A 12,682-nucleotide genomic window follows, 5' to 3' on the forward strand; every position below is an offset into this window, starting at 1 on the left:
TATTAATTCTTTTACAAAATATAATAACAAAATTATATGCAATAATAGAGATTCATACCCTTAAAAAATAGAGATACATATACTATAGAATTACAGTAAATCCTCAACCCTTAAAAACCAATTATCATACGGAGTTTTTTCAAAAAATAAGAATATTCATCAACCGTCATACTTTTTTGATTTCTATTTAATGCGAAAACAGCATCCCCTATCTTCGGGTCTAATGAGTCAGATGGTGGATACTCATTAATTTTCTCACTAATGCTCATATATAAAGAACCAGACTCTTGAATTTTATAAATCCCCCAATCAAAATAAGCAACATTTCCTTCTGTACCCCAGTCAAATTTTATTCTATGTGGGTCAACCGATGTGTCAGTTGTGTAAAAACCATTCTTTGATTTTCCAAATACGTTTACACTTGTTTTGCCGTCTTTGAAATAAAAACTTGACTCACCTAACAATTGACCTTTGCGGAATGTCTGTCCTTTCCAATTTCCATTCAAATCTGGGTCTGGTGGTCCAGAACAACCAACTAATATCAACATAAAAAAACACACGATGAGCAGAGGCAAGTAACGGTTCCTCAACATAATTACCTCCTTACTAATTATTTTAAGTTTACTTAAATTATCACCGCTTTTATCTTAAAGGTTTATTACGTATATTTTATTATTTCAATTGTATAAATAAAAATATGAATTTTGCATCTTTGATGCTCTTTTTATCTTGTATGTGTTGATAAATATTTTGGTTATAGTTTTATTTGTATTTATTTGTGGCCATTCATGGCTAAAAGAACAACGAAGCCATCTCATCTGTTTTATGTAGTTGTAAAAGTTTTGTAATGATCTAATTAGGGTGAGCATCGTTTCTCTAACCATACACATTTCTTAATGTTCATGTAGGAGCAAACCTATGTGTTTGCCCTGACGTATGTAGTTAATCAAAACGTATGTATTTGCCTCTACTAAATTTCCCTTTTAATTTAAATTAAATATGAGGTATTTCAAGTGATAAAATAAGCAGATACTCAATAAAAGAGAGTGATATTAGAAAACGGCTATCTTTATGGTATCCTATATTCATAAAGTATGGTAATACTTAAAACAAAGTCATAGTTTATGGTTGCTTTTTATATTTTATTTTGTGTTTCATGTGCAAATGATGTTGGGCAGATTTATTCTTCTTTAGCGGAGAAAAATGATAGTGCTCGTCTTTGGCTTGTTGCAGACCCACAAATAGGACCAGCGGATAGCGATTCTGGCTATGAACGAGAATTGGAATTGTTATTAGAAAAGTTTGTTGAGTTAGCAAATCAGGAACAACCCGATGTTGTAATATTTAACGGCGATTTAGTTGCCTTTCCTAAGCCTAATTATTTTGCAGGTTTCGAGAAGGCAGTGAAACCGTTAAAGATGCCGATAGCATTAGTTCATGGAAATCATGATGGAAAATATAACGATGGTTTGTTCTTAGATTTGCAGGAGCATCTATGTGGTTTTCGTGCACCGAATTATGCTTTTGATATTGGAACATGGCGGATGGTGATTTTATGTGCACCTGAATTACTGTCACCGAACGGTGGTTTTGAGGAGCAATTAAGCTGGCTTGAGAATGAATTGCATGAGGCATGGCGTCGACCTGTAGTAGTATTTTTACACTATCATTTACTGCCTGTAGGTCTATCACAATTGGAATATTACACATACCCAAAAGATAAGAAAAACAAATTGTTAGATGTTCTTGTCCGCTATGGCAATGTCCAATATGTGTTTATGGGGCATGTTCATAATGGAGTTAAAGCTTCAGTCAGAACTGCTTGGGAGTATCAGGGCACAACGTTTGTGGTTCTTCCAACGTTAGTTAACGGTAGAGCCTTTGGAGAAGAGTACCCACAATTTAATACTAATCAAGATCGGGGTTATTTCGCAGAGGCAGAAATATCCCAATCAAAATTAAAACTATATGGTAGGCAATTAGGTTGTTCTGCAAAATATGAATTTCCTGAACGATTTCCTATCTTCACCCGTGACATGGACCCTCGTGCATTTGAACATTGGTGTAAAATTGCGAATACACCAGAGATTGTAAATGGAGATTTTGAAAATAAGTCGAAAGGTTGGTTTTTCCCATATCGGTATCAATCAGAGCAGGAATCAGGATTTATTTGGGAAACAAAATCATGCGACCAGTTTTCAGGTACCACAGCATTACATCTCTACACTCGATATAAGGGACATGCATGGCAATATGACGAGACAATGGATGTCTATCAGGTATTACGAGTTCCTAATAACAATGTAAAGCCTACATGTAAGTTGCAATATTATGTTCCAAATAACGAAAAGAGCTTTTATGGTGGGGGTTATATCCGTATCGCATTATTTGCAGACACGGAGCTTCGTTGGATGTGGGTAGGTCATTGGGGAGCCCGTGAGGAGCGAGTAAAACACATTCCAAAAATATGGAATTATCACGACGAATATCCAAAAAAAGCGAGGACATTAGACCAATATAGGGAACAAGGAATTATGGTATCAATGCGGTTACCCGATTATGGATACAGGTCGCATCAAATCAGCCTTAACCTTCCAGAAATCTACCAATTAATAAATGTGGACAAATCATTTGATTCGTTAAACTTCGATACAATGCTTGTTATGCTTGGAGTCTGGTGTGGTAATGAAGAAGGTTCATTTAGCGGTGCATGGTTCGACAACATCACCGTAGATTGGCAAGGGAACACCAATTCGACCATAGATAATAAATCTATATCACTTGAAATGTTTTCACTTCCTCTACCATACGGTAAATGGTATTCTATGGGTCACGACAAATAAACATCAGGGCTCGGCTCGTGTTTGAAAATATATTTTATTTTACTTTGTAAAAATTAGGTTCTATATGCCCTTAATACACGAGGAAGGTCAAATAATTCGTGGGCATTACGATTCATAATACGTTGAACCAAGGTAGGTACTTCGGACTCGCTAAGCCAGCCTTCTTGTAATAGGTGCATTATTGCCAGAGCAATTCCTTTGCGGGCAATTTTAGCATGCCCTGGAACAAGTTCTACAGGAATATAATCACCACCGAAGGTGAATATCTTATGTGCAGGTGCTGTAGTAAGGAACTCCTTCAAAAATCGTGTTGCAGAAGCAGGGTCAATAATCCACGACCAGCACATGTCCGCATAGACATTGTGGTAATGTTTGCATAAGGCTATTAATTCATGTTGATATGGATATGAAATATGCATCAGCACAAAAGTTGTATTCGGGAAGTCTTTGATTAGCGATACGAGGTCAGATAGGTTATCACGAACTCGTGATAAATCCATTCCATCATATCCAGCGAAATATCCCGTGTGCAATTTTACAGGCAAATGATATTCTGTAGCACATTGCAAGCACTTGCGGAATAAGTTGTCTTGAATGGCTTTAAGTTCTTCAGGCTTTAAGGAACTCGGTTTTTGAACAAATTGTTTAAAGATGGACTCTATATCCTTATCCTTAACATTTTCGTATAAGAGCCGTCTCCTGTAAGCGGACTGGTCTTTTATAGCAATTGCCTTCTGCCCGAATCGTTCGAAGATATGTTCAATTGTGGTATGGGCTTGTTTTAATGTCTTTATTGGTTTCTCTGCAAATTTATTCAGATTAGAAATTTTAGAAATAGAACTGGCAATGCCAACTGTGGATATATCGAAACATAACAGGTCTGAAGCAGGTTCACTTTCCCTAAAGGTTCCACTTTGTAGGCAATTAACCTGTGCATAATCGATATGTGCTACGTCACGTAATATTCGGCGATAGAAACCAGATTGAATTTGTTCATTTAACTGCTGGCTTATGGTTTCACAATTTTCTTCACAAATATCGTCTTCTCCGTAAAGGGCTTTTACACTTTCACGAACACACAGTAAATAGCCGGTATTTCTGCATCGTTCATAAAATGGTGCTATCAATTTCCATTTATCCTTAGGGGATAATTCCCATGAAATAAGTTTTTTATAATCATCTCGGGATAGTCCAGATACCTGTAGGTCAGAATCCGCATAGTGGCTAAAAAGCATTCCAAAATCAGGAGCAGGTGTTTTGTCCTTATTCCCTTTGTTTGCAATTCGGTCGCTCTCAGGAGGCAGATGTTCATGAGTATCTACAAAAGGTGTCTTTTCAACTAAGCCATATACATCCGATAAAAGTTCTGTGGATAGATTACTGGTGGCAATAATTGACGGTGAATTAGTACCACCAAGCATACTTAAACTAAAAGTAGAGCCTGTTATGCCGATAAAGTCTCGGCGATTTATGTTTTCACTCATAAAATCATCCCTTCTTAAATGAACAATGTTATTATAATACTGTTTTTAAAAATACTATGTAAATATTCAAAAGTGAAAGATATTATTGCTCCATTAAAAAGACATAGGGTATATATAGTTTGTATATATTTTTACTTTAGGTAGAATAGAAATTCTTTTAGGAGAGTAGGCAATTCGGAAAACAAAGTTTTTGCATTAAGACGTAGGCTAAATTCAGTATTGGTTGTATCCCAGCAGTACTTTTTACAACGGCAGACCTGCATCCGATACTGATGAAATTCTTGCGAATGCCATATATCTTCAAGGGATTTATTTCTTACGGACAATGTACTTTCAATATCACAACAAGCACCTATGTTCCCTTCTGGTGTAATTATGCAATCCAAAAAACCTGCATAGCACGTGAATTTATTAGGTTGAATAAACGTTCTCGGAATTCCTTTATAAAAATTATCGGAGGTCGTAAGTATTTTTTCCTGTTTGCAAAGTGCCTGTGTCTGTTTCAGTTCTTCCTCAAGCTCTTTAATATCATTTGCATCGAAAAAGTATTCTGTCCATGAATCCTCACGTTTAAATCGATGGAGTAAATTTTTATGTACTGGGGCAAACTTAATTTGATGAACCCCTGCTTCTTTTGCCAGTTTAACAAGGTTGGACATTCCTCGAAAGTTTTTCCGCGTTATCACAACATTAATGCTCGTTCTTATCTCAGGTGCAATTTTATGAATCCATAGTATCCCTTCCATTGTTCGTTTAAACTGTCCTTTACCTCTGATAGAGTCATGGACTTCTTCCGAAGCACTATCCAAAGAAAAGGAAATGGTTTTTACACCAGCCTCTTTTAAGGATTGGGCTCTTGATTTGTCAATAAGTGTGCCATTTGTGCAAAGGTGTGTAGAAATATTATTTTTGTCCGCACATGCTATGATTTCTTCAAGGTCTTTTCGTAGTAGTGGTTCTCCACCAGATATTGAAATAATCATTGTCCCCAATTTCTTTGCAGAATGGATAACGTTCTTCCACTCTTCTGTATTCAATTCTTTTGGATTGTAAATTTCTCTCAGTTCACAAAGACCACACATAACACAACGAAGATTACAGCGGTACGTAACAAAGGCAATAAGAATAGGTAAATAGTAAGGGATAGACTCCCTCCATCGACTCCAAATGATATTTGCTACCTTAACACCTGTTTTTATTGGGGTTATAATATTCATTTTCTAATCAAATCATGAATGTTATTTGTTTGTATCTAATACTGTCGTTGAGAAAGAAGATAGAGATTTACACACTTCTTCAAAAACGTTGTCTACCGATATCATTTGTACACATAAATTGTTATTACAGAAAGAAAACCGATAATTATGAGCGTTCAGGCATGGGCTACATGCGAGGTTTGTATATAACACATGCACATTATCTCCAATAGGTGCAAACAGGACGGGGGTTTCAGGCCCAAATAATACAACAATTCCTATCGTTGATGTTGTCGCAAAATGAGCTGGTCCACTATCATTTGTTACCAAAACATCACAAAGGTTGTATAACGTTAGCAAGTCCTCAAAATCTGTCTCACCTGCTGTATTGATAAAGTAATCGGTTCCGAACGTTCTTTCAAACTTTGATAGTTCTTCACGTTCTTCAGCAAAACCTGTTAGCACGAACACAATTTCAGGATATCGTTGAATGAGTTTTTCGCATAGACTAAAATAATTTTCAAATGGCCATTTACGAACACGAAGCAAATCACATGGATTAGGAGTTAGAATAACATAAGGCTTCTTTTTCCCGTGTGTTGGGTCGATACCAAGCCGTTGTTCCCATTTCCGCTTTCGTTCTGGATGTGGGACATAACGCGGAATGATTAATGGTTCATGCAAGAAGGGGATTTTTAGTAAAGGTATTTCAAATGGTTTTTCCTTAATTGCCTCTACCATAAGGAGATATACATAAGCAGTGTGTATATAAGGGTTATAGGTTACCTTATGTGTCATTAGATTGCCCCGATAAGGCGTATCGTTCAAGAATCCATGCATTCCAACCCGTGCTCGGGCTCCACTAAGGTAGGTAATAATTGCGGAACCCCTTGAGAAAAATTCGCAGTCTATAGCCGTGTCTATTTTTATCCGACGGCATTTACACATGTATCTAAACACATCACGGAGAAGCCTGAAAACATTTGATGTGTCAATCTCAATGATATTTTCTTTTGGCAGTATTTCTAATGTCGGCAAAACAAAACTATTTTTCTTAAACACACACGCATAAACATTCTCTTTACCAACCCATTGTTTTGCTCTCTCTAATGCTGGAATTGCTAATACCATAGCCCCTTGTTCAATTAATTTTACGAAAATAATCTTTTTGGGGTTATGAATTTCCCCCTTTACCCTTGAAAATAAAGAGCATATTTTATTGAAGATAGTTAACAGAAAACAGAGAAGTATGCCGACCCATCGGTCAAGAAGACGAATTGTTTCGGATTGCAAGGGTTAATTCCTTTTTTCTCAAAATATGAGTTATTTTACCGAATGTTTATTTGTTTTCAGATGTTTGAATAACACAGTCAAGTGTTCCTATCACTGGCTTAACAGTTCCGTCCGACATTTTCTGCTGGATTATTTTACCTTTGTCATCAAAGGCAGTTAACAAGATGGTTTTACTACCATAAACATCAACAGGTAGGGTAATCATTCCTGTCCAAATACCATCTCCTGCTGTCTCATCCCCATTCTGTCCATCATCTCTCAAATCGGCATTAATGTTTGTCCCAAAAATATTTGCTGAAATAGTGTCTATTATCTTTAAAGGGTCAATTGGTTTTGCAAAAATTTTCAATGATGTCCCTGCAACAGGATTTTCAGGTTCACCTCGAATTTCTTGAAAGCCTAACGAAGGACTCTCTTTTACCTCTTCTTGAACTGCTTCACTTGAACTGTAAATGTGGATGCGAAAAGGGTCTTCCGAACTTTGTTGGGTTGAGTATCCAATTCCAGCCTGTCGGAGAAGTTCAATTATCCTCGAAATGTCATCTATTGAACCCTGAATGCTAAGGGTTAGCTCCACTGCGTAAGCCAAACGTGAACATAAAATAACTACCAGAACCGTTAATATTAAATACCTTCTCATATCAATTGTCCTCCATCGTGAAATTAATCTTAAAATCATGTTGTTAATTAATACTATAATTATTTATACTTAAAAATCATATCTACTATATAAAAAAGGAGTAATAATTTCAAAGAAAAAATAATTAAAAGGGTGAAATAATCTATGAATAAAATCGTTTTTATCCCTATCGTGCTGGTTTTAGGCATCGTTTCCATCGGTTTTTACTCATGGTTCTTTGCTCAACCACGATTAACACGGGTTCAAATGGCACAGGCAGAAGAGGCATTAAAAAAACTTGAACAAGCAAAAGAAATCTCAAAAGAAAATGAGGAGACTGGAAAAATGGAAAACGAAAATACAAAAAAAAATACAAGTGTAGTTGAAAAAAAGGAAGAGACAAACCCAAACACAATCCCTTCCGCTCAGGAAATACCCCTTGAACAAATGCCAGAGAAAGCACCAGATGTTTTTAAAGTCCGCTTCGAATGCTCAAATGGGAACTTTACTATAGAATGTCACAAAGACTGGGCACCTATCGGCGTTGAACATTTTTACGAATTATTGAAGGTAAAATTTTATGATTCCGCACGTTTTTTCCGAGTTGTCCCGGGCTTTGTTGTTCAATTTGGGTTAGCTGGAGACCCGCAGTTAAATATGAAATATGGCGAAAAAACGATAAAAGACGACCCCGTAAAACAGAGTAACTTAAAAGGGACTGTTACGTACGCAAAAAGTTCGCTACCCAATTCCCGTTCCACACAACTATTTATCAATCTTGCAGATAATGTTCGGTTAGATTCAATGGGTTTTGCACCTTTTGCCCGTGTGATTGAAGGGATGGAGGTTGTGGAAAGTATCAATCCAAAACATGGCGAGGCACCCGACCAAAGAATGATAAGAATGCAAGGAAACACATATCTGAACAGCATGTTCCCTGATTTAGACTATATCAAGCGTGCTTATTTTGTAAAGTAATCCATTCTTTTTAAGAACCCCGCAAATTATTTTTTCTCATCATCAAATGGGTGAACAGGTAATGGGAGTTTTATTGCTTTTTTGAGAGGTACAAGACCTACTAAAAAACGGTATGTCCTTGGAAAGTGTCTTGCAAAGAAAATAGAAAGTTTCCCGTGCATTGTGATGACGACTTCAGGTTTCCTTCGATATATCGCACAAACAATCTGTTTTGCTGTTTTGTCAACGGGATAGACCAAAAAAGAAGGGACAGGGTCGGGGCGACTTGTAAGTTCACCATATTTGTTCTTCTGTCGAATTTCTGTGCCAATAAAGCCTGGATTTATACATGTTACCGAAACCCCAAGAGGTTTCAAGTCAAAATAACTGCATTCTGACAAGGCTACCACTGCATATTTACTACTACAATATGGTGCTGAAAAAGGTGTACATACCCTTCCTGCAACACTGCCTACGATGCCAAGTCTCCCTTTTTGTTGTATCAAATATGGTAGGGTTAATTCCATCGTGTTCAATACACCAAAAAAATTAACTTCAAATTGCCTCCGAAAATCTTCAACCTTCAATTTAGCAATGTGTCCAGGAATACCCATGCCTGCATTTGCCAGTACAACGTCAATTTTTCCCCACAATTTAATAATTTCTGCTACTGCATTTGTCATCTGATTATAGTCAGTTACATCAGCAACAAAATATTCAGCACTACCTCCTGCTTTTAAAATTTCATCCTTTACCTGTTCAAGTTTCTCTTTTCTGCGGGCAATGAGAGCCACTTTTGCCCCTTCTTGTGCAAAGACTTTTGCAGTTGCAGAACCAATACCTTCCGACGCACCAGTAATAAGTACTACCTGCTCCGAAAATCTTTTACCCATAAATTAGTCCTTCTTAATGGTATATTTATCGTAATCTTTGTAAAGGTTGACCATTATAACAAAGAGTATTCCCGCAAATGTCAGCCGCTACTGTTTGTGTTTGACCCATGAAAGAAACAGTCGCCACTATCTTGTTCCCTTGCACCCGCCAATTGCCTGTGATATTCCCTACCATGGGATGTGAAGCGACTGCTTGTCCCCCAGGATTTAAACTCACCTGTACCATACCATAAGGCGTAGGAACACTCCACATCGTCCCTGTAAAGTCTGGCGGTCCTTGTGGAATCTGTGGAACCTGATATTGTACTTGTGGGATGGCTTCTTGTGTCGGTGGGGGAACTAATTTGTTGGGATTTGGCTCCAGATTAGACGCCGTCGTTTGTTGGTTTGATTTTGACGTTGTTGGAGCCGAAGGTGTCGAAGTTGGTAAGAATTGATTTTTCAATCCAGCCAGAATTGGAACTCCTATTACCAATACAAGAATTACAATAAAAATTATCAAGCCCCGATTCATTACAAAATCTCCTTGTCAATAGCACTGTAATATGTTTATTGGGCTCGTTTAATTTCCTTATCCTGAAAATAAATTTTGTCTCCGTAAATATCACATTCCACTGAGTGTGTTTTCCCTTGGAAATTAATTGATGCGATAAGTTTTCCACCATTGACCTGCCAATTCCCAACTAAATGGTCTGTACCTAACATTTGTATTGCAAGCGCTCTCAACTCTGGCGGAACCGTCGCAACAGCCTGTCCCCCTGCATTTAGGGTTATGGTGACAGGGGCTGGGATTGAAGGGTGTTTTACAATCCACGACGTCCCTACAAGATTCGATTCGTTAAGCAATGGTGGAGCAGGTTTCGGCTTCGTTGTCGGACCAGATGCCTCTTCTTTAGTATCTGCGGAATTCATCATCATCTGAACCATGATAATATTTTTTATTACCGCTAAAAAGGGAACTCCAATAACAAGAAATAGAATTAGGAAAAAAATTCCCAATATTTTTTTATTCACTTCAAATTTCTCCTTTTATTTCACAATACTAATTTATACATTCTTGATAGATTTCTTAATATTATATACAATAATTTAATACCAAATATAAAAAAGATAGTTTTAAAATTCAGATGATATTCTTTGCTTACCTTTTATATAATCTAATGTTAATTGTCTAACAATTTTTTGATAACTTAACTCTGTCGAGAAAATAATATTCATGAAACATAAACCATTATACAAGCCGAGTTCAAAGTTAAGGGCATTTTTTCGTCTTACATTGCTTTTCTTTGTCATTGCACCCATATTATTTTCAGTTCGATGCTTAATATATCCTACAGCATTGTTTTCAGAACGTACTGACCGTAAAGTACGCAGATATTTATTGCATACATGGTCTGTCATATTCGTAAAACTAACAGGTATTCAAGTAGAAATTAAAGGGACTGTGCCCCGTGTTCCTTGTTTTCTTGTGGCAAATCACATTAGCTATATCGACGCATTATTATTGCATTATGCAACCAGATGTATTTTCGTTGCTCGTGGCGATGTTCAACACTGGCCAGTAATTGGTTTTGTTGCTAAAATGCTTTACATCATTTTTATTGACCGAACAAACCGACTGGATACCAAAAGAGTTAGTGAAGAGATTAAACATGCACTAAGAATGGGCGATGGGGTTGCAGTTTTTGCAGAGAGTCGAATTTCTTGTGGAAAAGATGTCCAGACATTTCGGCCAGCTTTACTTAGTGTCCCAGTAGAATTTAATATCCCCGTCTATTATGCAAGTATTACTTATGAAAAGATAGAAGGGACACCACCTGTAAGTTATTTTGTTGCATGGTGGCGACCAGAACCTTTTGCATACCATTTATTCCGCTTGTTAGGGTATCGCGGGTTTAAGGCACGAGTTATCTTTGGAGAAGAACCACTTTTTGGAACAGACCGAAAAGAACTGGCAAATCAACTTTGGCAAAATGTGCGAAAAAACTTTACACCTATACAATAGGAAAGTAAGGAAATGATAAATAAAATTCTTATATCAGAGGGAGAAAGTCTACAGATTTCTAAAGAAATCATTAAAACAGTCCAGTATATTTTAGAAAATATTGGTCCCCGTGAACCTGGCTCTGAAAGTGAGTATAGAACGCAAAAATATCTGGCAGAGGAATTAAGTAACTATGCAAACTCTGTGGTGATAGAACCATTTACAGTGGCTCCCATGGGACTACTCTTCTTTTTCCCAGTAACAGGCATTCTGGTCTTTTTCTCATCCGCAGTACTTCATCGTTACCCTCTTCTCGGACTTTTAGGAATTGTAACATCGTTGATAATTATATGGTTCCAATTTGGGCAGTACCGACAATTATTAGACCCATTTCTCCCTAAGAAAGAGTCCAACAATGTTTATGCTAAATGGACTCCATCAAATAAAAATATAACTCAAAGGATTATCCTTTGTGGGCATGCAGATAGCGCCTATGAAATGCGATACAATCAATGGGGAAAATTATACCTTAAATTAGCAGTTTTATCTATGATATTAAGTATACTCATTCTGCTCTTTTTATCATTATTGTTTTCCTATGAATATTTCAAAGGTGAGGAAATTTTATTTATCCCTGAACGTATAAGGGAGTTAAGCATTATATTTGGGATTATTTATGGTATTATTGCTATTTCCTTCATAAGATTCTCACGGGTAGTTCCCGGAGCCAATGATAATTTAAGTGGAAGCATTACTGCACTTGAAGTATTAAAATGGTTTTCCAAACATCCATTTGAGATACAGAACACAGAAATTGCATGTTTAATCACTGGCAGTGAGGAAGCAGGCTTACGTGGTGCTATGGCTTTCGTCCAGCGTCATAAAGACGAATTACAAAGTATTCCAACAGTTGTAGTTACTATTGATACATTGGGAGATTTGGCAGAGTTGGGAATAGTTATTCGAGACCTAAATGGCTTGCTCCACCACCACAGGGGAGCCATATCCCTTTTATATCAGGCAGGTTTAGACTGTGGAATCGCCTTAAAACCAGTTTCTATATTCTTAGGTTCCTCTGATGCAACTGCTTTTACCCGTGCTGGTATCCCTGCCTCTGGATTGGTTGCTATGGACCCCAGTCCTGCAAAGTATTACCATACTCGGTATGACACTGTTGATGCCATGAGCGAAGAAACATTGTCCGCAGGCTTAACTGTCTTGATACAAACCATTAAAAATTATGATACTTACGGACTTCCACAGAATGGACCTATTCCAGTTCTCCAGAAAAAACATGCTTTAGAAAAATCAAAAGAGTTAGCAATCGGTTAAACGTTACTCCATAAAATTGCAATTATCTACGCAGAAGGTGGATAATATATCATATTTTCAATTCTTTTGTTAATCTCGGCA

At 37.0% G+C, this 12,682-nt stretch carries 12 protein-coding genes; 4 read left to right on the forward strand and 8 right to left on the reverse strand.

All coding sequences use genetic code 11. The features are described from left to right. Positions 1 to 110: 110 nt before the first annotated feature. A complete protein-coding gene (locus tag PLJ10_05780; protein HOK09155.1) occupies positions 111 to 593 on the reverse strand; it encodes a hypothetical protein in 483 nt (160 codons plus the stop codon). Between the two features lie 531 nt (positions 594 to 1,124). Between PLJ10_05780 and PLJ10_05785 the strand changes: the two genes are divergently transcribed. Then, entirely contained in the window at positions 1,125 to 2,843 is a 1,719-nt protein-coding gene (locus tag PLJ10_05785) for a metallophosphoesterase (protein HOK09156.1), read from the forward strand. A gap of 53 nt (positions 2,844 to 2,896) precedes the next feature. On the opposite strand, the gene PLJ10_05790 is transcribed toward PLJ10_05785, so the two are convergent. The 4 genes from PLJ10_05790 to PLJ10_05805 all read right to left on the reverse strand — a co-directional run bounded on the left by PLJ10_05790 (position 2,897) and on the right by PLJ10_05805 (position 7,456). Then, the gene (locus tag PLJ10_05790) at positions 2,897 to 4,327 is read right to left on the reverse strand and encodes an amidohydrolase family protein (protein ID HOK09157.1); all 1,431 of its coding nucleotides are present in this window, start codon (positions 4,325 to 4,327) and stop codon (positions 2,897 to 2,899) included. 131 nt (positions 4,328 to 4,458) lie between these two features. Then, positions 4,459 to 5,544, reverse strand: coding sequence for a radical SAM protein (locus tag PLJ10_05795; GenBank protein HOK09158.1), 1,086 nt, complete (start codon positions 5,542 to 5,544; stop codon positions 4,459 to 4,461). A gap of 21 nt (positions 5,545 to 5,565) precedes the next feature. Further along, on the reverse strand, positions 5,566 to 6,816 hold the full coding sequence (locus PLJ10_05800) for a glycosyltransferase family 9 protein (GenBank protein ID HOK09159.1): 1,251 nt from the start codon (positions 6,814 to 6,816) through the stop codon (positions 5,566 to 5,568). 46 nt (positions 6,817 to 6,862) lie between these two features. Beyond that, the gene (locus PLJ10_05805; protein HOK09160.1) at positions 6,863 to 7,456 is read right to left on the reverse strand and encodes a hypothetical protein; all 594 of its coding nucleotides are present in this window, start codon (positions 7,454 to 7,456) and stop codon (positions 6,863 to 6,865) included. A gap of 144 nt (positions 7,457 to 7,600) precedes the next feature. Between PLJ10_05805 and PLJ10_05810 the strand changes: the two genes are divergently transcribed. Continuing rightward, positions 7,601 to 8,413, forward strand: coding sequence for a peptidylprolyl isomerase (locus tag PLJ10_05810; GenBank protein HOK09161.1), 813 nt, complete (start codon positions 7,601 to 7,603; stop codon positions 8,411 to 8,413). Between the two features lie 26 nt (positions 8,414 to 8,439). Here the strand turns inward: PLJ10_05810 and PLJ10_05815 are convergent, their stop codons facing one another. Genes PLJ10_05815 through PLJ10_05825 form a run of 3 tightly spaced genes read right to left on the reverse strand, consistent with a single transcriptional unit; the run spans position 8,440 to position 10,299 of the window. After that, positions 8,440 to 9,285, reverse strand: a complete 846-nt coding sequence (locus tag PLJ10_05815) for an SDR family NAD(P)-dependent oxidoreductase (GenBank protein HOK09162.1) — start codon at positions 9,283 to 9,285, stop codon at positions 8,440 to 8,442. A 25-nt stretch (positions 9,286 to 9,310) separates the two neighbouring features. Next, positions 9,311 to 9,799: a hypothetical protein gene (locus PLJ10_05820; GenBank protein ID HOK09163.1), complete on the reverse strand. Its 489-nt coding sequence runs from the start codon at positions 9,797 to 9,799 to the stop codon at positions 9,311 to 9,313. Positions 9,800 to 9,834: 35 nt separating this feature from the next. Beyond that, complete coding sequence (locus PLJ10_05825; GenBank protein ID HOK09164.1) at positions 9,835 to 10,299, reverse strand: hypothetical protein; 465 nt, start codon at positions 10,297 to 10,299, stop codon at positions 9,835 to 9,837. Positions 10,300 to 10,501: 202 nt separating this feature from the next. Between PLJ10_05825 and PLJ10_05830 the strand changes: the two genes are divergently transcribed. After that, the gene (locus PLJ10_05830; GenBank protein ID HOK09165.1) at positions 10,502 to 11,290 is read left to right on the forward strand and encodes a lysophospholipid acyltransferase family protein; all 789 of its coding nucleotides are present in this window, start codon (positions 10,502 to 10,504) and stop codon (positions 11,288 to 11,290) included. A gap of 12 nt (positions 11,291 to 11,302) precedes the next feature. Continuing rightward, positions 11,303 to 12,601, forward strand: a complete 1,299-nt coding sequence (locus PLJ10_05835; protein ID HOK09166.1) for a M28 family peptidase — start codon at positions 11,303 to 11,305, stop codon at positions 12,599 to 12,601. The last annotated feature ends 81 nt before the right edge of the window (positions 12,602 to 12,682 follow it).

Origin of the sequence: Candidatus Hydrogenedens sp. (genome assembly GCA_035361075.1) — a bacterium.
GTDB lineage: Bacteria > Hydrogenedentota > Hydrogenedentia > Hydrogenedentales > Hydrogenedentaceae > Hydrogenedens.